Source organism: Curtobacterium sp. Curtsp57 (assembly GCF_047324335.1).
Taxonomy (GTDB): Bacteria; Actinomycetota; Actinomycetes; order Actinomycetales; family Microbacteriaceae; genus Curtobacterium.
In genome coordinates this window covers 1,591,780-1,614,009 of the sequence record NZ_CP168511.1, presented here as the reverse complement: position 1 = coordinate 1,614,009, position 22,230 = coordinate 1,591,780, and the positions used below count along the sequence as shown (strand labels likewise).

At 66.4% G+C, this 22,230-nt stretch carries 26 protein-coding genes; 9 read left to right on the top strand and 17 right to left on the bottom strand.

What is annotated here, in order from left to right; translation table 11 throughout:
- Window positions 1-14 precede the first annotated feature (14 nt).
- The 4 genes from ACEN9V_RS07580 to ACEN9V_RS07565 all read right to left on the bottom strand — a co-directional run bounded on the left by ACEN9V_RS07580 (window position 15) and on the right by ACEN9V_RS07565 (window position 2,129).
- Entirely contained in the window at window positions 15-386 is a 372-nt protein-coding gene (locus ACEN9V_RS07580; RefSeq protein WP_079238230.1) for a fluoride efflux transporter FluC, read from the bottom strand.
- Window positions 383-793, bottom strand: coding sequence for a CrcB family protein (locus ACEN9V_RS07575; protein ID WP_096897640.1), 411 nt, complete (start codon window positions 791-793; stop codon window positions 383-385). Before ACEN9V_RS07575 ends, ACEN9V_RS07580 begins: the two co-directional genes overlap by 4 nt.
- 89 nt (window positions 794-882) lie before the next feature.
- Window positions 883-1,626 carry a 2,3-bisphosphoglycerate-dependent phosphoglycerate mutase gene (locus tag ACEN9V_RS07570; protein ID WP_096897489.1) on the bottom strand — a complete coding sequence of 248 codons (744 nt, stop codon included), beginning with the start codon at window positions 1,624-1,626 and terminating at the stop codon, window positions 883-885.
- On the bottom strand, window positions 1,623-2,129 hold the full coding sequence (locus ACEN9V_RS07565; RefSeq protein WP_096897488.1) for a universal stress protein: 507 nt from the start codon (window positions 2,127-2,129) through the stop codon (window positions 1,623-1,625). The genes ACEN9V_RS07570 and ACEN9V_RS07565 overlap by 4 nt, the downstream gene beginning before the upstream one ends.
- 277 nt (window positions 2,130-2,406) lie before the next feature.
- Here ACEN9V_RS07565 and ACEN9V_RS07560 point away from each other — a divergent pair, with 277 nt between their 5' ends.
- The gene (locus ACEN9V_RS07560) at window positions 2,407-3,153 is read left to right on the top strand and encodes an ABC transporter permease (protein ID WP_079238233.1); all 747 of its coding nucleotides are present in this window, start codon (window positions 2,407-2,409) and stop codon (window positions 3,151-3,153) included.
- A gap of 200 nt (window positions 3,154-3,353) precedes the next feature.
- Here the strand turns inward: ACEN9V_RS07560 and ACEN9V_RS07555 are convergent, their stop codons facing one another.
- Window positions 3,354-4,013: a response regulator transcription factor gene (locus tag ACEN9V_RS07555; RefSeq protein ID WP_096897487.1), complete on the bottom strand. Its 660-nt coding sequence runs from the start codon at window positions 4,011-4,013 to the stop codon at window positions 3,354-3,356.
- A complete protein-coding gene (locus ACEN9V_RS07550; protein ID WP_158521906.1) occupies window positions 4,010-4,990 on the bottom strand; it encodes a sensor histidine kinase in 981 nt (326 codons plus the stop codon). Before ACEN9V_RS07550 ends, ACEN9V_RS07555 begins: the two co-directional genes overlap by 4 nt.
- A 358-nt stretch (window positions 4,991-5,348) precedes the next feature.
- Between ACEN9V_RS07550 and ACEN9V_RS07545 the strand changes: the two genes are divergently transcribed.
- The 4 genes from ACEN9V_RS07545 (at window position 5,349) to ACEN9V_RS07530 (ending at window position 8,069) form a co-directional block, all read left to right on the top strand.
- A complete protein-coding gene (locus ACEN9V_RS07545; protein ID WP_096897639.1) occupies window positions 5,349-6,149 on the top strand; it encodes a hypothetical protein in 801 nt (266 codons plus the stop codon).
- 92 nt (window positions 6,150-6,241) lie between these two features.
- Window positions 6,242-6,898, top strand: a complete 657-nt coding sequence (locus ACEN9V_RS07540; RefSeq protein ID WP_255252557.1) for a DedA family protein — start codon at window positions 6,242-6,244, stop codon at window positions 6,896-6,898.
- A 26-nt stretch (window positions 6,899-6,924) separates the two neighbouring features.
- Complete coding sequence (locus ACEN9V_RS07535) at window positions 6,925-7,656, top strand: hypothetical protein (protein ID WP_413602775.1); 732 nt, start codon at window positions 6,925-6,927, stop codon at window positions 7,654-7,656.
- Between the two features lie 146 nt (window positions 7,657-7,802).
- The gene (locus ACEN9V_RS07530) at window positions 7,803-8,069 is read left to right on the top strand and encodes a hypothetical protein (protein WP_079238237.1); all 267 of its coding nucleotides are present in this window, start codon (window positions 7,803-7,805) and stop codon (window positions 8,067-8,069) included.
- Between the two features lie 25 nt (window positions 8,070-8,094).
- Here the strand turns inward: ACEN9V_RS07530 and ACEN9V_RS07525 are convergent, their stop codons facing one another.
- The 8 genes from ACEN9V_RS07525 to ACEN9V_RS07490 form a co-directional block, all read right to left on the bottom strand.
- A complete protein-coding gene (locus tag ACEN9V_RS07525; RefSeq protein ID WP_158521907.1) occupies window positions 8,095-8,256 on the bottom strand; it encodes a hypothetical protein in 162 nt (53 codons plus the stop codon).
- A gap of 870 nt (window positions 8,257-9,126) precedes the next feature.
- On the bottom strand, window positions 9,127-10,155 hold the full coding sequence (locus tag ACEN9V_RS07520) for a hypothetical protein (protein WP_079238238.1): 1,029 nt from the start codon (window positions 10,153-10,155) through the stop codon (window positions 9,127-9,129).
- Window positions 10,155-10,400 carry a hypothetical protein gene (locus tag ACEN9V_RS07515; RefSeq protein WP_141399070.1) on the bottom strand — a complete coding sequence of 82 codons (246 nt, stop codon included), beginning with the start codon at window positions 10,398-10,400 and terminating at the stop codon, window positions 10,155-10,157. Before ACEN9V_RS07515 ends, ACEN9V_RS07520 begins: the two co-directional genes overlap by 1 nt.
- Window positions 10,397-11,248 (bottom strand): antitoxin VbhA family protein, encoded by an 852-nt coding sequence (locus tag ACEN9V_RS07510; protein WP_413602774.1) that lies wholly within the window; start codon window positions 11,246-11,248, stop codon window positions 10,397-10,399. Before ACEN9V_RS07510 ends, ACEN9V_RS07515 begins: the two co-directional genes overlap by 4 nt.
- A 52-nt stretch (window positions 11,249-11,300) precedes the next feature.
- Window positions 11,301-11,576 carry a hypothetical protein gene (locus ACEN9V_RS07505; RefSeq protein WP_071295108.1) on the bottom strand — a complete coding sequence of 92 codons (276 nt, stop codon included), beginning with the start codon at window positions 11,574-11,576 and terminating at the stop codon, window positions 11,301-11,303.
- Complete coding sequence (locus ACEN9V_RS07500) at window positions 11,576-12,631, bottom strand: hypothetical protein (protein ID WP_079238241.1); 1,056 nt, start codon at window positions 12,629-12,631, stop codon at window positions 11,576-11,578. The genes ACEN9V_RS07505 and ACEN9V_RS07500 overlap by 1 nt, the downstream gene beginning before the upstream one ends.
- Complete coding sequence (locus ACEN9V_RS07495; protein WP_058741009.1) at window positions 12,597-12,914, bottom strand: hypothetical protein; 318 nt, start codon at window positions 12,912-12,914, stop codon at window positions 12,597-12,599. The genes ACEN9V_RS07500 and ACEN9V_RS07495 overlap by 35 nt, the downstream gene beginning before the upstream one ends.
- Window positions 12,907-13,500: a hypothetical protein gene (locus ACEN9V_RS07490; protein ID WP_079238242.1), complete on the bottom strand. Its 594-nt coding sequence runs from the start codon at window positions 13,498-13,500 to the stop codon at window positions 12,907-12,909. Before ACEN9V_RS07490 ends, ACEN9V_RS07495 begins: the two co-directional genes overlap by 8 nt.
- 408 nt (window positions 13,501-13,908) lie before the next feature.
- Here ACEN9V_RS07490 and ACEN9V_RS07485 point away from each other — a divergent pair, with 408 nt between their 5' ends.
- Window positions 13,909-14,709 (top strand): hypothetical protein, encoded by an 801-nt coding sequence (locus tag ACEN9V_RS07485; protein WP_413602773.1) that lies wholly within the window; start codon window positions 13,909-13,911, stop codon window positions 14,707-14,709.
- A gap of 345 nt (window positions 14,710-15,054) precedes the next feature.
- Entirely contained in the window at window positions 15,055-15,303 is a 249-nt protein-coding gene (locus ACEN9V_RS07480) for a hypothetical protein (RefSeq protein WP_141399067.1), read from the top strand.
- Between the two features lie 474 nt (window positions 15,304-15,777).
- On the opposite strand, the gene ACEN9V_RS07475 is transcribed toward ACEN9V_RS07480, so the two are convergent.
- The gene (locus tag ACEN9V_RS07475) at window positions 15,778-16,593 is read right to left on the bottom strand and encodes a hypothetical protein (protein ID WP_141399066.1); all 816 of its coding nucleotides are present in this window, start codon (window positions 16,591-16,593) and stop codon (window positions 15,778-15,780) included.
- A 283-nt stretch (window positions 16,594-16,876) separates the two neighbouring features.
- Between ACEN9V_RS07475 and tcmP the strand changes: the two genes are divergently transcribed.
- Together tcmP and ACEN9V_RS07465 are read left to right on the top strand one after the other, a co-directional pair.
- Window positions 16,877-18,088 (top strand): three-Cys-motif partner protein TcmP, encoded by a 1,212-nt coding sequence (tcmP, locus tag ACEN9V_RS07470; protein WP_141399065.1) that lies wholly within the window; start codon window positions 16,877-16,879, stop codon window positions 18,086-18,088.
- Between the two features lie 21 nt (window positions 18,089-18,109).
- Entirely contained in the window at window positions 18,110-18,877 is a 768-nt protein-coding gene (locus tag ACEN9V_RS07465) for a DUF5131 family protein (protein WP_096897475.1), read from the top strand.
- A gap of 411 nt (window positions 18,878-19,288) precedes the next feature.
- Here ACEN9V_RS07465 and ACEN9V_RS07460 read toward each other — a convergent pair whose 3' ends face one another.
- Together ACEN9V_RS07460 and ACEN9V_RS07455 are read right to left on the bottom strand one after the other, a co-directional pair.
- Window positions 19,289-21,103 carry a hypothetical protein gene (locus ACEN9V_RS07460; protein WP_413602772.1) on the bottom strand — a complete coding sequence of 605 codons (1,815 nt, stop codon included), beginning with the start codon at window positions 21,101-21,103 and terminating at the stop codon, window positions 19,289-19,291.
- On the bottom strand, window positions 21,100-22,068 hold the full coding sequence (locus ACEN9V_RS07455; RefSeq protein WP_413602771.1) for a hypothetical protein: 969 nt from the start codon (window positions 22,066-22,068) through the stop codon (window positions 21,100-21,102). The genes ACEN9V_RS07460 and ACEN9V_RS07455 overlap by 4 nt, the downstream gene beginning before the upstream one ends.
- Between the last annotated feature and the right edge of the window lie 162 nt (window positions 22,069-22,230).

The following is a 22,230-nucleotide window of genomic DNA, read 5'->3' as shown; positions in this document are numbered from 1 at the left end:
ATGTGGGGTGGCGGTCACAGCAGACCGCCGAGGAGGATGCCGGCGGTCGCTGCGGCGACGGAGACGACGAGCATCCCGAGACCATTGACGGCGGCGGCGTTGATCCGGCCGCCGCGGGCGAGGCGGACGGTCTCGAAGCTGGCGGTGCTGAACGTGGTGTAGCCGCCCATCACCCCGGTCCCGAGGACCGCGACCGGCACCGCGCCGAGGTGTGTAGCAGCGCCGACGATGATCCCGAGTAGCAGCGACCCGGTGATGTTGATCGTCAACGTCCCGACCGGGAGCCGGAACTGCCGGCCCGTGTTGATCAGGCCGTCGAGAAGGAACCGTCCGGCAGCGCCGACCCCACCACCGGCCGCGACGGCGAGGACCAGGAGCGGGCTCATGCGCGCACCTCCCGCGGACGGAACCAAGACGCGACGACGAGCCCGCAGGCGGTCGCGATCGCACCAGACAAGACGGTCAGGAGCGCGTACCCGGTGCCGGCGAGGCCATGCCCGCCCAGGAACAGCGCGGCGGTGGACTCGGCGAGTGTGCTGTAGGTAGTGAACCCACCGAGGACCCCCGTGCCGAGGAGGAGCCGCAGGACGCGACGGCGGCCCTGGTCGGGCCCGCGGTGCGCGAGCGCTTCCAGGAGCACACCGAGCAGCAGTGCGCCGGTGATGTTGATCCAGAAGATCGACCAGCTCACCCCACCATCTGCGGGGAGGAGGCCGCTGATGACGTCGCGGAGCGCGGTGCCGACGGCACCGCCGAGCGCGACGAGGCCAAGGTAGCGCCACCGCAAGTGCACGGGCCGCATGACCGGTCGCGGATCGGAAACATCGACGTCGGGGTCGGATGGGAGCTGATCATCGAGTATCGGGGTGTCCGTTCGGGTGGTCATGTTCCGCCTTCTGCCGCGACGAGAGCCGCGGCGTGATGTGCTGCAGGGTCGAGGTACTCCCCACCCCGCGGCTGCAACGAACCGGCGCCAGTCGGCCGGTACAGCAAGGGCTGCCCAGTGGGCAGGTTCAGCTCCGCCAGCTCCGCATCCGACAGGTCATCGATGCAGGCGCAGAGCGCCCGCAACGAGTTCCCGTGCGCGACGACCAACACCGTCCGCCCCGCCGCCACCGCGGGTAGGAGCCGGTCGCGCAGCACTGGGCGGATGCGGGTGATGACGTCGGCGAATGATTCCGTTCGCCGGACCGCCGCCCGCGGAAGACCCCGCAGGGCTGGGCTCCGACGAAGGGTGAGCCATTGCCGGAGTGGCATCGGTGCTGGTCGGCCGTCTCGGGAACGGCGCAGCCGCAGGTACTCGGCGTCCCCAAGCGCAGCGAGGGATGCCGCCTTGGTCATCCCGGTGAGCGCGCCGAAGTTCCGCTCGTTCAACTCCCACACCGCGGTGGTCGGGATGTCCCGACCGAGGACGTCGCTGACGAGGTCCGCGGTGTGGACGGCGCGCTGCAACGTCGACGTGAGGATCAGGTCCGGGATCACGTGGTGCACGGCAAGAAGCCGACCGGCCTGTCGAGCCTGCTCCTCACCGCGAGCGGTGAGGAGCACGTCGAGCAGGCCCGTGAAGGTCCCGGCCTGGTTCGCGGTGCTCTCCCCATGCCGAAGGAGCACCAGTGCACCCGTCATGACGCATCCCACGGGAGCGGTTCATCGAACCCCACGGGGTTCACGGGGACCACGAGGACGGGACGGTGCTGCTGATGCGCGAGTCGCGCCGCGACCGAGCCGTTGAAGAACTCCGTGATCCGCCGGCGACCGGTTTGGGCGCCGACGACGATCATCACCGCGTCGCGTTCCTCGGCGACCGCGGCCAGCGCGCGTGCGGGATCGCCGACCTTCGCCAGCACCGAGGCGTGAACCGACCGAGCAGCGGCGATCTGCTCGATGACGGCCCGGTCAGTTTCGGGAAGATCCGCCGGCCCGGCGTCTGCCGAGTCCGGATCGATCGGCTCGATGATCTCGGACCCGTCCGCTCGATTCCCGGCTGACAGGAGCGCTGGGTCGACGGTCACGCACACAAGGGGAACCGTGAAGCGTTCAGCGATCTGCGCCGCGACCGTCACAACGTCACGCACCTGCCCGGCCCGCACGCCGACGACGACCGCGCCGGTCGGTACTGCTTGTCCCATGTCTTCTCCCTACCTCAGGCGCGCAGAAGCGCGACCAGCTGAGATAGGGACTGTTGTCGACGAGTGTCGAAGTTGGGTCCGGCAAGCCCCACTGCCGGGTCCAAAGACACCACCAGTATGCACCCGAATCGAATGCACCGCCGCGCCGATTTCCCGCCCCTTCCACCGCGCCGGATCGGCTATCGGACACCGGTGGGAGGGTCGGTCGGGGTCAGTCGTGCCGCAAGGGCCGCGGAGCCAGAGGCCTACAGTTCAGACGTGAGTGTTCGGAGCACGCGTGGCTGATCAGCTGACGCACGCGCTGCTCGGTGTAGTGCTGCTCCTTGGGGTCGCGTCTGCGGTGCTGGTCCTGGCGCGGGCGGAAGTGCCATGGGCGCCGGCCGTCGCGATCGTGCGTGGCGCGGCACAGCTGGCGGCGATCAGCCTGGTGCTGAGTGGAATCATCCGATCGCCGCTGCTGATCGGGGCGGCACTCCTAATGATGTTCTCCGTCGCTGTGGTGACTGCCGCGCGTCGACTCGGCAGCGTGTCCACGATGGCACTTCCGGTGGCGGTGTCCATGGCGTGCGGCGTCCTGGTGACCGGCAGCGTCGTCTTCGGCACGGGTGCGGTCGAGTTCAGCCCTCGGTACGCCCTCGCCATCGGTGGGATCGTGATCGGAAACGCGATGACGATTGCGACCATCAGCGGCCGGCGGTTCCGGGAGCTCGTGGCCGATCAGTGGGACGAGGTCGAGGGGTGGCTCGCGCTTGGAGCGTCACCTCGACGTGCGACGGAACGGCTGGTGCGTCGGGCGGTCAGCGCGGCGCTCGTGCCGACGGTAGATCAGACCAAGACGACCGGGTTGGTGACGTTGCCCGGCGCGTTTGTCGGAGCGGTGTTCGGCGGGTTGTCGCCGCTGGACGCCGGCCGGTTCCAGATCGTGGTGCTCGCCGCGATCATGGCCGCCGGATCGTGCACCGCGGTGTGCCTGACGCAGTGGTTGGCACCAGTCGCGACCAGGCCCACCACGTCAGCGCACTGACATGGGCTGAGGCTGAGACTTGGTCGTTCCTTGGTGTGCAGCGGCGAGGGTGGCCTCGGAGGTGGTTCCCCGTGGGCGTGTGGTTGGTGTGCGCAGTGGTCGTCGTGCTGCTGGTGATCGTCGGTTCGGTTGGAGCTGCTGTACTCGCAGTGGCCTCGGAAGCTGAGCGCGAGGGCCTCTTCGATGACTGAGCGGTGGCCTCAGACTGGTGTGCCGAGCCGGTATCCGACGCCGCGGATGGTGGTGATGAGGTCGCGGTCGGTCTTCCGGCGGATGTAGTGGACGTACGTGTCGACCGTGCCGAGCTGCTCGCCGTTGTCGAACACCGCGGACAGCAGATGCTGCCGGGTGAACGCGCGGGATGGTTCGCCCGCGAGCAGCCGGAGCAACGCGGTTTCCTTCTCGGTGAGCATCACCCGTCCCGCGTAGGGGGAGGTGATGCTGTGGTCCTCGGGGTAGAACGCCCACCCGCCGATCTCGACGCTGGTGCCGGTGCCGGTGTAGTCGCGGGTGAGCGCGCGGAGCCGGGCGGTGAGTTCGTCGAAGTCGAACGGCTTGACGAGGTAGTCGTTGGCGCCGGCGTCCAGCCCGGAGACACGGTCGTGGACCTCGCTAAGGGCGGTGAGCATCAGCACGGGGGTGCTGATGCGTCGCTGTCGGAGGGTCGCGATCACCGTGGTGCCGTCGATGCCCGGGAGTCGACGGTCGATGACCATGACGTCGAAGTACTCCGCGTCTGCGGTCTCGAGCGCGGATTCCCCGTCGGCGCAGAGCGTGACGGTCCACTGCTCGGCCAGCTCGTCCGCGACCAGCGGCCCGAGTCGGGGGTCGTCCTCGACGAGCAGCAGTCGCGGCATCATGCGCGGGCCTCCCGATCGTGTTCCGGTGCGCGGTCGTCTGTGATCGGGAGACGGAGTGCGAAGACCGTCCCGCTGCTATCGGTGTGCTCGACGACGACGACGGCGTCGCCGCCGGCTCTGACGGCGATGTCGCGGACCAACGCCAACCCGATGCCGTACCCCGTGCGGGTGCTGGTTGTCGTGGTCGCTTCGACGGGGGTGCCGTGAGCGAACCGGTCGAAGACCCGTGCTGGCTCGATACCGACCACGCCGGGGCCCTCGTCCGCGACGCGGATCGTCACGCGACCACCGTTAGTCACCGCGGTGATGTGAACGCTGCCACCGGCCCGGGTGTGGCCGATGGCGTTGTCGGACAAGGCAATCAGGCAGCGGTGCAGCTGGGTCTCCGACACCTGCACCACCGCGTCGACCGGGTCGACATCGAGGTGCACCTGCCGTTCAGTTGCGAGGACGTCCATGTCGCGGTGCACGGCTTCCATCGCGGCCCTCAGGTCAGCGGCGCCGTCCGAGCCACCCGACCCTGCAGCTGCTTCGAGGAGGTCGTTGACGATGTTGATCAAGATCTGCGTGTCGCCACGCAGCTCGTCGACGACCGGGCGCCGCCGATCGTGCGCCGGGGTCATGCGTTGCAGACGTTGCACGCGTGCATGGAGCACCGTCAACGGGGTGCGGAGCTCGTGGCTGGCGTCCGCGACGAAGGTGCGCTGCATCCGTGCCGCTTCCGCGATCGGCCGCACTGCTCGACGGGCGATGACCCATGCTGCGATGCCGGCGAGGATGATCGCGAGACCACCGACGCCGATGACCGCGATGCTCAGGTCGATGGTGTCGAGGTAGATGTGGATGTCGGTCGGCCCGGGGCGTTCGTGGAGCTGGTTCGGTGTCAGCTGCCACAACACGTACGTCACGACGAGGACGATGATCGCGATCACCAGCGCCGCTGACACGACCGCGACGCGGAGCGCAATCCCGACCACCGACCGTCGGTAGGTCAACCGGTCCGGGTCGGTCTCAGGACTCGACCGGAACGACCATCGAGCCAGCTTGTCTGCGACCGTTGACCGCCATCCTGCCGACGTGAGACCCCTTCCGGACAAGCGACGCCGGAACGCGAGGGGGTGCGTTCCGGCGTCGCCGTGTTGGCTCGATCCTGCCTCACTCATGGCAACACCGGTGCACGGATCCTCACCGCCGCTGGTCAAGGAACGGCCAAGAAACCGATCTCCCCACCAGTCAGGCGTGATTCTTGGTGGAGTCTTGCGCGCCGCTTTCTACCGTCGGAGCATCGCCGGTCCCGCACACCGCGGCACGGCCCGTCCCGACGAGGAGAACGCCATGTCCCACTCGCCCGCAGCGCCGATGCCAACCCGGAGCCGCTCGAACAAGGTGCCTGATCCGACCGCGTCGTTCTGGATCATCAAGGTCCTCGCGACCACCGTCGGCGAGACCGCGGCGGACCTCCTCAGCGACACCGTCGGTCTGGGCTTACCGCTGACAACGCTGATCATGGCGGCCGCGCTGGCCGTGTTCCTGGTGCTGCAGTTCCGTGCCCGCAGCTACCGGCCGCCGCTGTACTGGATCACCGTGGTGCTGATCAGCATCGTTGGCACCTGCGTCACCGACAACCTCACCGACGGCCTCGGCATCCCCCTGGCCGTCAGCACCACCGTCTTCGGCGTCGCCCTGCTGGTCGTGTTCGCGATCTGGTACCGCGTCGAGGGCACCCTGTCGATCCACAGCATCGACACGGTCCGCCGCGAAGCGTTCTACTGGCTCGCGATCCTGTTCACGTTCGCACTCGGTACCGCTGCCGGTGACCTGATCGCCGAGCAGACCGGCCTGGGGTACTTCCCGTCCCTGCTGCTCTTCGCCGGCGCTATCGCCCTGACCGCTGCGGTCTGGTTCATCGGCCGTCGCGGTCCTGTCCTGTGCTTCTGGATCGCATACATCCTCACCCGTCCCCTCGGCGCGTCCACCGGTGACCTGCTGTCCGCGTCCACGAAGGACGGCGGACTCGGGATCGGGACCATCACCACGAGCGTCGTGTTCTTCGTCGTCATCGCCGCGATCATCAGCTTCCTCGTGATCCGGCTCCGCCGCGAGGAACCCGCGCAGCGGAGCCGACTCACCGTCTGACCCCGTTCGCTGGTGCCGCCGTCGACTCGAACGGCGGCTGCACCAGCCCGTCCCGTGAAAGGCACCTCGTGCTCCACACCGTTCCGCTCGCAGTGAGCCTGTTCGACGCAGCCTCCGTGCTGCATGCGTTCGGCCCGTTCGTCCTCGCCGGGATCGCGCTGCTGATCTTCATCGAGTCCGGGGTCCTGTTCCCCTTCCTGCCCGGAGACTCGCTCCTCGTCACCGCAGCGATCATCAGCAGCACGCTCGGTGTGACACCGTGGCAGGTCGCCATCGTCGCCGCGATCGCCGCGATCGCCGGCGACCAGGTCGGCTACTGGATCGGGAAGCGCTTCGGGCGACGCCTGTTCAAGGAAGACGCCCGCATCCTCACCACCGCTCGACTCGACGAAGCGGAGGCGTTCTTCACCAAGTGGGGCGGCCTCAGCCTGGTCCTCGGCCGGTTCGTCCCGATCGTCCGCACCTACGTCCCCCTCGCCGCCGGCACCGCGCAGATGCACTACCGCCGGTTCCTGCTCTTCAACCTCATCGGCGCGATCTCCTGGGCCTGCGGCCTGACCGTTGTCGGTGTGCTCCTCGGCGGCATCCCGCTCATCGCTCACAACATCGACGCGCTGATGTTCGTCATCATCCTGGTCTCGATCCTCCCGATCGTCATCGGCGCACTCCGCCGCCACGTCGCTCGGAAGAACCGAGACACGTCCGCATCCGCGCCCGCATCCGCTGAGCGGACGGCTCGCGAGCAGTGAACACCACGCGAGGCGAGCTGAACCGGGTGCCGAAACCCACCGCATCGTTCTGGCTGATCAAGGTCCTCACCACCGGGATGGGTGAAGCACTCTCCGACTTCCTCGTCACACGCTTCGCCCCCGTCCCGACCGTGCTGATCACCGCGGTCCTCTTCGCGGTGATCCTCATCGTCCAGCTGCGGGCGGACCGATACCGGCCCTGGTTGTACTGGGGCACCGTTTCCATGGTGGGAGTCTTTGGCACGATGGTCGCCGACGTCACCCACGTCGCGCTCGGCGTCCCCTACGCGGTGTCGACGCCCGTGTTCCTCGCCGGGCTCGTCGCCGTCTTTGTCTTGTGGCGTCGCGTCGAGGGAACGGTCGACGTGCACACCATCACCAGCATCCCCCGGCAACTGTTCTACTGGGCCGCCGTGATCACCACGTTCGCAATGGGGACCGCCGCCGGAGACCTCGCCGCCAGCACCTTCCACCTCGGCTACCTCAGCGGCGGCCTCGTGTTCGTTGCCGCGATGATCGTCGTCGTCCTCGCACGGGCAACAGCGGTCCTCGGCCCTGTCACAGCGTTCTGGACCGCGTACGTCCTCACCCGACCGATCGGCGCATCCTTCGCCGACTACATCGCCGTCCCACACTCTCGAGGCGGCCTCGACGCGGGCACCGGACTCGTCAGCGCGGTCCTCCTCATTGCCATTGCCTTCACGGTGAGTTGGAAGAACTCGACGCAGCCAGCACCATCCGCCGGAACTGTCCGCTGATTCACCAGCTACCGGGACGCGGTCACGACACAAAGCGAAGGCAGAAGGACGACACAAAGCGAAGCTGCTCACATGACTGGTCCCGGGGATGTTCTCGATGAGGGCCCGGGATGCGAACGTAGGTGCGGCCTCCTACTGTCGCGGTCATGGGTCGTCTCCGTTCGGATCGTTGGTTGCCCGGCTCGCCGTTCTCGCTCAAGGAGGATGCCCGTGGCACGGAGATGCGCGAACTGCCGAAGTCGTTGCCGGTGCATGCGTGGTTCCAGTTGCCCGACCGCCTGATTCGTCGAAGTGACGCCCATGCGTACCGCCTGACTCGGGACGCCGTCTGGGTGGAAGCCGGTCGCGGCGAGACCAAGCTCGCCGCCTGGGTGTGGCGCAGTTCGGGGAAGCACCATGGCAAGGTGATGTGACTTCCACCTAATCGATTGGTCTTCGTCAGCTGGGCAGGTTGTAGCGGAGGTCGTAGCTGGTGTCGGCGGCGAACAGCAGCCAGTTCCGTACTTCTTCGAGCGAGGCCGCGTCGTCGCCGCTGCGGGAGTCGGCTCGGGGGAGCGTGTGATGGCCAGACCGCAGATGCGCCAGTCGGCGCTGCTGCATCGGAGCGCACTCCGCGGGTAGACGATTGGCCCGCAGAGCGTGAACCTTCAGACGGGCGGCTGACAAGTGGCCCACGGTGACCTACCGCGGTCGGGCGCTGCTGGCGATCTCGCCGATGATGTCCATGTGGATGTCCTTGATGTCGTGTGGTTCGCGGCCACGTCTCTGTAGACACCGAACGGCCTCGACTCTGAGGAGTCGAGACCGTTCGGTACTTGACAGTTACAGCCCGACGCTGTAGCGGATAGCCACGTAGGCTGCAACCGCGAACTTCATCAAGTCGATGATCGCTCGCAGGTCAGGCGACACAGTGATCACGGATCGCGAGGGCTTCAAGATCCGCAACTCGACACGCCCAAGGCGCGCACGGATGTTGGCCAAAGTGGGCAGTTGGGGCCTAAACTGATAGCCATGAGGGGCGGGAGTTGACATGTTCCTGACTTTCGTGGTAAGGGCTGATTTCCGATCCGTGCCGGCAAGCTAGATCCGGAATGCAGTCCCGCTGGCGCCTCCAGTCGGAATCGACTGGAGGTTCTTGCGTTACGAGGCTCGAAACTGTGTTCGGCCTCAACTCGATCCTACGACGGACCACTGCCCTGCCGCACTTGTGTCTGATGGAAGTGTTACAGCCGTGTAGTTCTCCACAACGTCTTCCACAGTCTGAACAGTTCGGGTAATCCCGGAACATCAAGCATCCACGGCCGACCACCGACACTTCCCCACACCCGTGGACGCGCTCGATCCACAAGTGTGGAATCTTCGTCTCGGCGTGTCGGATCCACTCAAAGTCGCGTGTCGGACTTGTCTGCGGGCGCGCAGAAGTGAGACGGTGCTCGGTTGCTGACCGAGGAGCACTCCCCTGCGTCCTCGTCAGTTGGGCAGGTTGTGGCGGAGGTCGTAGCCGATGTCGGCGAGGAACTGCAGCCGGTTCCGCACCTCCTCGAGGGACGCTGTGTCGTCGGCGTTGCGGTAGTCGGCGCGGAGAATCGTGTTCGCGGTGATGATGTCGTCGGTGCGGTCCGTGTAGCCGGCGGCGGCCGCGGTGAGGAAGATCGCGGGGTCCGCTGGCCGGATGAGTTCGGTGCCGGCGAAGCCGATCGTGTCGGGTTCGAACCCGAGCGCGGCCATGTCAACTTCTTCCTCGGTGAACGCGACGAGCCGGTACGGCATCTCCCGTCTACTGATGGCGGGGTAGCCGGGCCGGGCGGAGATGGCGCGCCCGGAGATGCGACAGCCCGCACCTATGAGCCGTTCCGCCTGCTCGGCCAGCGGCAGGTCGGACGTCCATCGTGTCCTGACGCCGCCCGGTCCTGGATAGCAGGCGATAGCGAAGTCCACGAGGCCACCGACCTGCCGTGACTCCCACCCGATGTCCGTGCGGTGCACGCGCTTCCCGAGGCGTGCGAGCGCGTCATCTACCTGTCCGGCAGTGAGTCCGGCCTGCACGAGCTTGTCGAAGGTGGAGCCGTTGACGGCGAGCAGCCGTGCGACGGCGAAGGTGACGTAGATGGGGGCGGCGTCCTTCCATCGTTCCTTCGTCCCGAGGGCTTGTCTGCCGTCGATCCAGACGCGGCGCCGGTCGACGTCGACCAGCAGCACCGTCGCCGTCTGCTCCGCGAGCGCGATCTGCGTCGCAGTCACGGTCCGCGGGGCCAGCAGGAGCAGTTCCGCATCAGTCGGGTCGTCGTTGCGGGGGCGTTGGGTGAGGGTCGGGAAGCGTGCTCGGCGGCCGTCGGGGAGGCGGATTGTGTCGTGCGTCTCCACGACCGCGCGAAGCCCAGCGAGTTTCAGGACGGTGAGGGTGTCGGTGAGGTCGGTGGTGTCACCGAGCCCATACGGCATCGTGATCCGCGGCCGGCCGGCGTATGCGGCGGCGACCCATTCGAGCCTCAGTCCCATCAGCTTTGTTCTCCCGGGGTGTCGGGCCGGGTGATGGCGATCAGCCAGCGGGTTTCTTCGAGGAACGGTTCCCACCCGTCGCGGGTGTCCCCGTGTACTGGTTCGCAGATGTTGCCGGTGTCGGTGCTGCGGATGATGACCTGCCGCAGCTCGCTGCTAGGCGGGTCGCGGAAGAACACGTGCCCGTGCACCCCGGTGACGTCGTAGGAGACGTTGAGGAGGAACAGGTCCGGCCGGTTGGTCATGGTCGCCACCGTCGTCCGCGGAACAGGGCGATGATCGTCGTCAGCGGTCGGCCTTCCCGCATCCAGTCGAGCGGGGTCAGGATCCGGTCGTCGACGGCGAGGAAGTCCAAGGGTGTGGTGATGAACTCCGTCATTGCTGCCGCGTCGAGGAGCGGCTGCGGGGCTGCCGCGTAGAGGACGTCAAGGCCTGGCAGCAGCGAGGACGGGTCGCCGAACTCGGGGAGGGCGGGCTTCACGAGTTGCCAGTCCGGGATGCGTTCTTCGCCATCGAGGTCGAAGCTCGTCAGCCGGCACGACTCGAACAGCTCCCCGACCTCGTCAATGCTGACCTGCAGGGCCGCAGCGACTTCGGGTTCGGTGAGGGTCGTGTTCAGGAGGTTCCGGCGGATTCGGGCCTGTGTGGTCTGCCACCAGTCCTCGGGAACGTCCGCCGGACCAACAGCACCGTGGTCGGGGGCACGGGGGATCTGTCTGCCTTCGTCGGCGTAGGCGCTGAGCTGCTCGCGGGTGACTTCACCGCGGGCGTACATCCACAGCTGCGACTGCCAGGGCATGTCGTCGGGGGACCCTTCCAAGTAGCCGGAGTGGATCACCGCCCGAACGGCTTTCTCCCGCTTCGCGATCTCGGAGGCGGGGATGAGGAGGGTCTGCACGATACGGTTCGCTTCCCGCACCGCCGGCACCGTCAGGTCCGACAGGACCGTGTTGATCCTGTCGTAGAGCTCATACCCCGGCTCGACATCCACGGCGCGGACAAGGATCTGCGCCAGGTGTGCGTCCGGGTTCTCGGTGTCCTCGAGGAGGACATGCCCCGAGAGGATCCGGTCGTTCGAGAGATGCAGGGACACCAGATGCATCATCAGCAACTATCTCCAAAGGGACGGGCGTGAGCAGAGCGGATCAGGGCTGGGGGAAGTCGGCGGGAGTGCGGCCGATGCGTTCGGGCGTGTAGCGGAGGAGGAACCGCATGATGCGTTCCGCCTCGACCATCGCCGGGACCGAACGATCCTGCCCGTCCGGGTCCACGTTGGTGAGCCGGAACCAGGGCGGTTCATCCGTGTGGTCCACCAGGACCGCGGCGGGATTGTCGTCCGGGTGGGTGGGGTCGGTGAACATGACGGAGCCGAAGAATCGGGTGTCGTCGTACGCCAACGTCAGTGACAGCAGTTGCAGCATCAGCCCTCCCTGCCCTCACCGCTGCCGGGGTGCCAGCGAAGGTCATGGGCAAGGTCCGACTTGAAGTGCAGCAGCTGCCGCAGCCCGTTCACCGCATCCGTGTTCGCGGCCACCCAGCTGTCTTCGTAGAGAACGTGCGCGGTGATGAAGTCGTCCGCGCAGCACCCCTCAGCGCCGGTCAGGACGGTGGTGTCCTGCGGGATGACGACCGACACTGTCGCCTCATTCATAGTGGCGGGCTCGTAGCCGAGCGCCTGCATGTCGGGATGCTCGGCGAAGAACGCGGTCAATCGGTCTGGCGGGACGAGTACGCCGGACTGCTGCGCCGCCCACCGGTCCGACATCACCCCACCCAACGCAATCAGCTGGTCCGCCTGCTCGTCGATGGTGGTGTCGCGGCGCCAGCAGGTCCGGATTCCACCGACACCGGGGTAGGCCGCCAGCGCCCAATCGCACAGGGCGGCGCGATCGGCTGCTTCCCACCCGATCGGCGTGAAGAACACGTGTGTCCCGAGAGCAGGCATCGCGGCACGCACAACATCAAGTGGAATGCCGATGCGGTCCGCGATTGACTGAGAACCCCCGCCGTGGATGGCGATGGCGCGGGCGATCGCGAACACGGTCCGCCACCCTGGGGTCGCTTCCCGTTGCATCGACGTGCCGGACAGCTGCCGCCCGTCAGCCCACACCCGCCCGCGTTTCCCGTTCACGACCACCAGGTCGGGGTATCGGCGCACCAGTGACAGCACCCCGCCCTCGGACCCGCCGGGCAGGAGGATCACATCATCCACCCGGCCCTCGCCGCCGTCGCCGTCGGTGACGGTGGTGGTCGGGTCCGGGGTGGCGAGAAGCGCCGTGCGGCCGTCGTCGAATCGGAGCCGGTCGAACGTCTCCACGCGTGCGGTCAGCCCGGCAGCAGCGAGGGCGGTGAGGGTCTCGGTGATGTCGATCGTGTAGCCAAGCCCGAACGGCAGCGACAGCATCGACTGCTCATGCCGGATGGTCCGCACCCACTGCCGGTCAGACATCAGCCGCACCAGCCGCTTCAGGACCACGCCCCACCGCACGAAGCTTCGACAGTGCGTCCATCACTTGAGTCGCTGCCTCACGCAGCGGGTCCGCAGGATCCGACAATGGTGTTCCGTTCAGGAGCGTGAACACCCACCCGTCTTCGCTGGTGCGGACGTTGACGGTCCGCTGCAGGATCTTCGGCCCGGTGGAGTTCGTGAACGTCATTCCGGCCAACGTCGGCCAGATCCCGGCGTCGAACTGCGCCGACAACGACAGCAGCCGCAACGGCACCGGCTCGAATCGCAGCGCCGCCCCACGCTCAGGCATCGCCAGCCAACCGTGGGTCGTCTTCGGAGAGCCGCTCGAGCCCGAGCCCTGATGCGTCGAGGATGGCGTTCTCTGACTCTTCGGTGGCTACGAACGACCCGATTTGCGCGTTGATCGCGACAAGAGTCCCGATCCGACTCCGCGCGTCCAACACGACCGCGGCGACCTCCTCAGCCGTGCAGTCAGACGTGAGCTCCGGCTTCGATGGGTGCAGGGCAGGGAACTCGAGTTGCTGCACCGGCGGGTGCCACTTCACACCGATGCGCAGCACACGGCCGTCGGTGTCGTTGCGGTAGAACATCGACCCGAACGGGTGCCCCATGTCGAGCGTGAGGTCCGCACCGTACAGCGTCCAACCCTTGGCCGCGTAAGCGGGATCCCAACGCTGGACGGTGAGAGCACCGAGCCCCATCTTCAGGCCCGGGATCAGCGCCTGGCCGTCCTGCAGTTCGGCGTAGAGGGCCTGGAGGTTCGGGGGACTCTGGTCGCGCAGGTCCGATAACGGGATGCGCGCCATGCCACGAATCGCGGCGAGCTGCTGACGCTGCTTCGCGGTCAGCGCCGTCTCGTCGGGGCTGCCATTCACGAAGCAGACCCGTCACCGGTCTCGGCAGTCCTCTCGGGACGCCCCGTCGGACTGGTGATGGCACTCCTGGTGTGACTCGCGATGCGACGCATGTTGCGCACGCTACGAGGCCCGCGCCACTCAAGGGGCCGTTCGAACGGCGCCGAGTCCACCAGCAGGAAAACCCGTCGCCGCCACGCGCTTCAGCGACTCCTGAGTCCCAGTCCGAACTCCCAGCCCGGACTCCCCACTCCGGGGGTCAGAAAACGCCGAACAGGCAACATTCTGGCCCACGAACGAGGGGCAAAACGGCTCTTAGAGTCCCAAATCAGGTCCGCGAACAGTGTCGGCGCCCCGCTCGCAAGCACGAGCTCGCATAGGGGTGGCGCAAGCGAGCAACCGCCTCGCTCCGACCTGAAGGACACCACCATGGACCGCAACCTCACCATCAGCAACACCCCCATCACGACCTGCACGCAGACGACGCACCACATCCACAGCGTCGAGGAGCTGCAGCAGCTGCGCATCGCCCTCCGCCGAGCCGGCCGCCGAGGCCGGCAGGAGTTCACCTGCCCGATGATCCGTGCCTGGCGCCGCCAGTTCGTCGACACCTACGCGGTGGACGCCACGTTCACCCCGACCGATGCGTCGCAGTCGGACAAGACGGAGCTGCACCGCAGCCGCGTGCTGGAGGCCGACATCCAGGTCAGCAACGTCCTGGTGCGCTGGCACTGCGACGGATGGCCCGTCGCCACGCCCCGCACCGTGGGGGAGACCAACCTGGACGGAGATGCGCTGCAGCCGGCCCCGACGCCCGCGCCGAACGACCCGAACTGCTTCGGGTACGCGCACCGTGTCCCCGCCGCGATGCTCCCGCCCACCCGCAAGTACGACCACCTCGAGGGTGCCCAGCGGCGCTCCACGCGGAACCTCATCGAGCAGCAGAACGCCGACCAGCAGAGCGTTGACCACTGGGCCACGGACGCGTCTACGCCGCGTCAGTGGAGCTACCTGCCGGGTGTCAGCCAGCGCGTCCAGCTCGACGCGACCCCGTCGCACGCTGCGGACAACCCGACCGGCTCCCGCGAGTCGAACTACAAGCCCGGCTGGTACGACCAGCGACCGGCGACGGCGTTCCGACACGCGCCCTGGGTCATCGAGCTGATCATCATGAAGCGCGACGCGTCCGAGTCTGAGCCGAGCCTCCCCGACCCTGACCTCCTCAACTGAGTCTCGTCGGCAGCGACGACCGCCTGCGGTAACGGTGTGGCCGCTGTCGGACAGCCGCGCCGGGCCGTCGAAGCGCCGCTCACCATTGGTGAGCGGCGCTTCGTCATGCCGGCGACGCGTTACGGCCCGGTCCTGGTTCCCCCAGCTGAGAGTGCAAGATTGAAAGGAGGAGACGTCTGCTCTCGTGGTGATCCTCCAGCTGCTGCACCGACCTCGGTTCCAATGGCGGTGAGATCGACCAGAGATCGCCAGCTTGCGACGTCCCGCGTCGAGCGCACTCAGTTGAAGGATCCACCCGCGGCCGGCAGGTCGCTGCCCATCACCCTGACGCAGCATCTCGCTGACATGCTGTCGCACACCGGCACCACGAGCCCCCAGATCCTCCGGGAGCAGCGAGACCGCTTCGAGAGCGACCCCGCCCTACCCGACCCAAACGACCCCATCTTCGCCCAGTCGTCTATGCGCTGGTGCCGCACCGCCGCCGACGCGGTCCTCCTCCTCGCCTACGAGCAAGCCGCAGGTCATACCGCGACCATGCTCTGGGATCTCGACCAAGACGAGCGCGTCGTCCTCAGCACCCGCGTCCACGAGTAACCGCCAACGACGGACCGTGAAAGGCTGCGCCTCGAACCGTCCCACGCTCGATGAACCCGATTGCCGGTGTGGGCGCGCTGGACCCTGTGCATGCGGCCACTGTCCGGTCGACCGAATGAGCGTTATCGGCGCGTACGCCCGACTCCCAATCGCTCAAGGCCCGTCAAGAGGATGGACGACTCCGCATCGCGTCGACCGTGGCCTTCGCGTCCTACACCCTCGGCGCGGGGGCCATTTTGGCGGACAACTATGTTGCGCTTCTCAAGCAAGAAAGACTGCTGTCGATTTCGTCGACTGCCGCGCACGACGTCGTGCCTCGGCCTGCAAGTCTCAGTGCTGGCATTGCACGCCCCACCAATGACTGGCACGTGACCACCTAGGAAGCTCTGCACCTGATAAGGTCCGCGCGGTCGTCCAGCGCCGGTCTACCGTTCTAAAAAATCGGTCGTTCGAGTGACCAGCGAGGCCTACTCGTCAATCGCTCTCGGCAATCGCCGTGCGTACGAGTTGAGGTAGCCGAGCGACGTCGTCGGGAGTTGCAACGACGATACGCGGATCGTCGATATCCGCGAGTGCGCGCGTCAGCAGTTCCCTCGGAACGATGAGAACGGCAGCGGCATACTCCGGACTCGTCAGTACCCTCGCTAGGCGCTGCTTGACGAGTCTGCTGGTGGAGCGGCTCCAGCTGCTCTTGATCTCGATCGCGACAACCTTCCCGTCAAGGTGGAAGGTAGCGTCAACGCGTGGCGGCCGGCCGCGGGATGGCACGGCAACGTCGACGTCGCGACGGAGGCCGCTGAGAGAGCCGAGGTCGACGTTCTCGGCTGCCTCCGCTGCGGGTACAGAATCGCGGAGCATCACAGTCGTTTCGAATGCTGCTTCTTGCCGCTGCTCCTCTTGGGCGGCGCGCGCCGCTTCGTCCACGGCGTCCGGTGTCCGAGTACCGCCTCGCGCGATGTCAACGACCTGATCGAAGATCTCAGGCGCTTCCGCACGAACGACCGCGAGTATCTCTTCCAGCGAGTCGCGCCGGAATTCCATCTCAACGTCTCCCACCGACAGGCGGTCCGGGAAGCGACCAAGTACTGCGAGTAGAACCAGCACGCCTCCGACCACAATTAGCGCGGTACTGCCCAGATCCCCCGAATGAGGTCGAAGCACAGCCCAAGTGCCCATGGAGAGGGCCGCGAGTCCAGCTGCGGCTAGCGCGAGCCGCACCAGATGTGGCATGTGCCGCGCACTCTCTCTGCGAAGAGGCCAACGGCTGCTTGATGGTTCCTCGTCGCTCACCTTCAAAAGCATAGCAATCCTCACTCCCTCCTGGAAGGCGAGCCGCGAAGTCTGCTGTGTGGCTGGCGTTCGCTTCGCTGCCTCGTTGCCTGCCGTCGCCCTTCCGTGCTCCTGGCCTTCAGTGCAACGGAGGCCCGCATCTGGGCGGCGCTCGTGAGCTTGTCAGTGCGCCTTCCCTTCAACCCGGTGAGAGAAGCAGGTCACTTGTCGTGGATCGTCCGCCGCGTGTCGCGCCTGCTCGCTCTCGGCAGGAGGCAAGCTTCTGTCATGTCTCGAGGTGTACATGCCCAGCAATGAAGGTTTCTTTCAGGACCCGAAGAAGGCCGCCGCGGTCCTCAAACACGGCATCCTTCGTCGCTACCTCGCGAAGTTCGCCGGAGCGACTGCGACTACCGCGCCCGGTCGCCGAGTCGCGTTCATCGATGGGTTCGCTGGGGAAGGTGAGTACCGACACCCGGTTACTGGGGTCACGGAAGTTGGCTCCCCGAGGATCGCACTCACCATCGCGCAGGACCTTCGGTCGCGCGGCATCAAGCTGGAGTGCACCTTCGTGGAGAAGCGGCCCGACGCTTTCGCGCAGCTGAAGACCCTCGTGGACTCATGCGGAGACCGCTCGGCTCTAGCGCTACAGGGAGACATCAGCGATCACTACGAGGACGCGATCCGGCGATCCGCGAACATCCCTACGCTGGTGTTCCTCGACCCGTTCGGCCGGTCCTTGGACCATGACCAGACGGTGGCGGCGCTCGCTTCGCGCGGGGACACAGTGCCGACAGAATTACTCCTGAACTTCTCGCTGCAGGCGGTTCGTAGGATGGGGGCTCGCCTGTATGAGGATGACGGCGCTCAAGGCCGAGCGGCGACGTTGGCCAACCTCGACAGCTGGCTAGGCGGCGATTGGTGGCGTGCGGAGTTCCTCAAGGAGGAACTGCTCGCCTTGCCCCGTGAGGAGCGTGCGCATCCTGCTGCGCTCGCGGTATGGGGGCAGTACGCGGCGCGCGTGCGCGACGCGCTGGGCTATAACTCCTACGACGTGGAGATCAGGCGCAAGCCGACGGACAAGCCACTGTTCATGCTCGCTCTCTTCTTCCCTCGCATCAACGCGCTTTACAGCTACAACGACCACGTGAGCCTGGCTGCACAGGACTGGCGAAAGTTCTTGGCTGAAATGGACTTCGCTGAAGCTGAGGCCCTCGATGAGACAAATCCTCTTCTAGGCGAGAGCCGTCTCGCAGAAGCGAGACGACGTTTCGCCGACGACGAGGAGGCCACGAAGCGCCAGGCGATCGATGACGTGAAGGACTCAGTGACCCTTCACCTGAGCAAGTTGGGTCGCCTCCACGTGAGTAAGAACCTCGACAAGGTCTTGGGGACAGCCGTAGGCATCGCCCGCGAGACACACATACGGGCAGCCTGGAAGGAGCTCGCAACGGAGGGCGTCACGAACGGCTGTCCGAAGGGCAGCCTCGAGAAGCAGACGATCTGGCGAGCCTAGAGTTCTCACCGAGGTGATGTAGTGAAGAAGAGCACGATCGAGTGGACCGAGGCGACCTGGAACCCGGTCACTGGCTGTGACCGTGTCACGGCCGGCTGCGACAACTGCTACGCACTAGCACTGGCCAAGCGCTTGAAGGCGATGGGAGCCGAGAAGTACCAGAAGGACGGCAACCCCATCACCTCGGGCCCCGGCTTCGGGGTGACGACTCATCCCGAGGTGCTCGCCCAGCCCGCGAAGTGGAAGCGTCCTACAACAGTGTTTGTCAACTCGATGAGTGACCTCTTCCATGCGAAAGTGCCGAAGCCCTTCATCCAGGACGTGTTTGACGTGATGTTGGCCACACCGCAGCACACCTACCAGATCCTGACAAAGCGCCCGACGAGACTACGGCGGATGGCGGGCGACCTGCCCTGGCCAGAGAACGTGTGGGTCGGCACGTCCGTCGAGGAACCGAAGGTTCTTGACCGCGTAGCAGACCTCGCCGAAGTTCCAGCTGCCGTCCGCTTCCTCTCCTGCGAGCCGCTGATCGCGGCGCTCCCGGACCTCCCCCTCAACTGCATTGACTGGGTCATCGCTGGCGGTGAGTCAGGGCCGCGCCACCGCGAGATGCAGGCGGAGTGGGTCCGTGACATTCGAGACCAGTGCCTGGCCGCCAACGTGCCGTTCTTCTTCAAGCAGTGGGGCGGTCGCACGCCCAAACAGAACGGTCGTGAGCTCGATGGTCGGTTGTGGGATGGGTACCCTCTAGCCCACAGACGCGGCGGACGCGGCGAGGCGCGGGCTTAGCTACCGCTGAGGTCCTGCTGCATCGAGCCGCGGAGCGACCTCGTGGAACAGAATCCCGATACCCGTGGAACGTCCGTCAGCACTGGGATCCGCGATCCGCGCCACCGCTGGCATCCGCGAATAAGCCGAACACCTCGCGGGGGACCGATCGGCCTATCGGCGGAATCGCTTCGGTGTATTCACTCGAGACCGCCCCGCGGCCATCTTGAGCGTCCAGATCGCTCCTGAGGACTCGCCTTGAGCGTCAATCTGCCTTCTTCGGACTCGGCTGGCCGGCACGAGGACGGCCGGCCGAGCTCTGAGTGGACGCGGAAAAACCCCCTGACCCGAGCTCGGGCAGGGGGTATCGGCTCGACGAGACTTGGTCTGCGTCGTGCGGTGTGGGTTGTGTTCAGTTCGGAGCGAGCCCAGTCAGGCTGCGGCCGGTATGTCCGGCGGCGCGGTCGATGCACGACGGTCCGCCCAGTACTTCGCAGAGTCCCGCTGCTGGTACACGGCGGGGTGCGAGCGGTTCTTGCGGTTCCGGTGCGCGAGCTCGAGGCGTTCCTGATACCAGTCGACGATGCGGCTGATGTTCTCGCACGCGGCCGCCATCGCCGCGCACAGCGCTGCGAACCACGGGCCGCGGACGAGCCGCTTCATCGCGATTCCGAGGGCGAGGTGCTCCGGGTTCTTCACGGATGCGTTACCGGACTCGACCGTGTTGCGCAGCCCGTAGAAGCGACGCCACTTTTCCGACTTGTACTCGAACTCCTGACCGAACTTGAGGTGCTTGACGTTCTCGCCGTCCGCAGCGCTTCCACCGATGACACCTGGGATGAGAACGGTCTTGCTCGGCACCGTGATTTCCACGACCTCCGACGTCTCCGGGTCGAGGTCGGCGCGGTCTTCGAGTCGGAGAGCAGGGTAGAAGTACTGTCGTGCTCCGTCGGCGCGGTGGCGTCCGCGGGGTTCGAGGCGGAACCGCGAACGACGGGCGCGCTGGAGCATGACCAGCTCATGGGCTGCAGCGATCCGCTCCTCTCGGACATCATCGTCCTCGATCTTGCTCGCCGCCTTCTTCGCATCTGCGTAAGTCTTCTCGGCAAGCTGGAGCACTTCTGGCATCGAGTTCAGATACCAGCTTCCGTCGCACATGACCAGGTCGTGCTTGCCGTCCGGACTCGCCCAGAATGCCTGCTTCCCCTTCTGCTTGATGCCGTAGTCCATGATGAGCTTCACGCCGTGCTGCGCGTACGGAAGCTGAAGGTCTTCGACCTTGGCGTTTGGCGTGTACGCGCGGTCGGCGATGAGCGTCTTGATCTTGATGCCGTTCGCGATGAGCGACTCAAGCAGTTTTTGCCCATGGCCGATGAGTTTTCCCGGCTTGTGGTCCCCGATGGCGGTGAACAGCAGGGGGAAGTCCTTGTCTGCGTCGGGGTCGTTTCGCACCCAGATGCAGTACTCGATTTCTTGGCCGTATTTGCGTTTGCCCGGCCCTTCTTTGGACCCGTCGTGGTCTCCGTGGCGAACGTAGAGGCCGCCGCCGTGGTTCGTCGGCATTTTGTCGGTTGGCTTCATGTTTTTGAAGTTCTTGTGCATGCCGACGAGTTCCATGAGGGTGGCGTCGATGGCGTGGACGCCGTCGGAGCGGTCTCGGATCTCCTGGGGAAGGAGAAGGACCGATCCGTGGACGATCGCGCTCATGAGTTCGGCTCGGCGTCGAGCCCGGGCGGCCATTTCCTCCGGATCGCGGTCGACGACCAGCTGTTCATACTCGCTAAAGAGAATGCCTTCGTGGCGGTCGCCGGGTTCGTCGTCGACGAGGTCTCGGAGCCGCGCCAATGCGGCCCACACTCGGTCGTACATCAACTCCTGACGGTTCTCAATCATCTCTGTGATGCCGAGGTGACGGCGCTGCTTCCAGCTCATCCGCATGAGCATCTCGACGGCCGCCATCAGGGACATCTTGCCGTTGACGCGGAGTGAGACGAACATCAGCATCAGCGCGCTGGCTTCGGTGAACTTCGTCTTCTGACCGGCATTGGACTTGCGCTTCTCCGCCTTGGCGCGTTCGATCACGGCTTGGACGTCGCCGTGGCGGCAGACGAGTGAGACCTCACGGACGGCGCGCTTGACCGATTTGCGACCAAGTCCAACCCATCTGCCAAGGGTCATGTCGAAGCTCTGCTCGAACCACCGGTCGACGTGTTCGGCGTCGTGGTACTTCGAAAGCGCGGCGGTCATCGGACGACCTCCGCGCGGAGCTGACGACGGAAGGTGTCGGCGTCGAGAGCAGGGACGTGTGCGACGAGCTGGTCGAGATGTTCGAACTTCGTGACGCCTGCGGCGGTCATGAGGGCACGCATGTCAGTGCGAGCGATGAGATGCGTGATGAGCCAGGTGTTCCGCATCCGCGTGGACACGGGGTCTGGTTCGTTGCCGCGGTCGGTGTCGTAGAGGAACGTGGTGAGGGTGCTGATGCCGTGCTTGACGCGCTTGGCTGACCCGAACACCCACTGGTCGGGTTCGACGTCGGTGACGGAATCGAGCAGCAAACCTTCGAAGCGCGCCAAGACGGGGACCTGTCGCGGTGTCGGCGTGACGTTGACGAGGACGCCGGCGTCGTCGACGGTGATGTCGCTGCGGCGGACCTGCAGGAGTTCATTGGCTTTGAGGCCGGCGCCGGCGCAGAGCGCGAGCACGGTTCCGGCGCTGCGGCGGCGGGCCGCGGTGGACTGGCCGCGCGCCCAAGACTCGAGCAGGTGCAGGTCGAGGTCCGTGTACGGGGCGGCCGTGGACTGCGGCGCGGTGGGTGCGAACTGCAGCGGCACGTCGCCGACGAGGACCTCGGACATGCGCATCAGCAGCGACCGGTAGGTGCGGCGGGTCGCCGCCGTCCACGCGACGTCGTCGCGGGTGATGTAGCGGCGCACCATCACCGGGTGGAACACCACCTTCGTGGTCGCCGGATACCCGTTGACGTTGACGACCCAGTCGCCGTAGGGCGCGGCGATGACGACGAGCCGGTCGGCGTCGTGCGTCGTCGCGGCAGCCACCGCGGCAGCGGCGTCGACAACGAACTCACGGATGTGTTCCCACCGGTCGGCGGCGAAGGTCGGGACGTACGTCACCGCGGCCACCAGCAGGAACAGGCAGGCACGGAGCACCTCGACCAGTAGCAGGTCGAGTCGGTTCGAGATCGTTCGCATGACCGGCCTATGCAGGCACGGTCCGACCGGATGCGGGCTGGGATCAGAAATGTGCGATCCGACCCTCTCGGATCCCAGTGACGACGCGGGAGTCGGCGCGACACGCCCGGGATCCACGAGCCGCTGCGCCGTGCCCTGTCCGAGGGGCATTCGCGGTCTGAC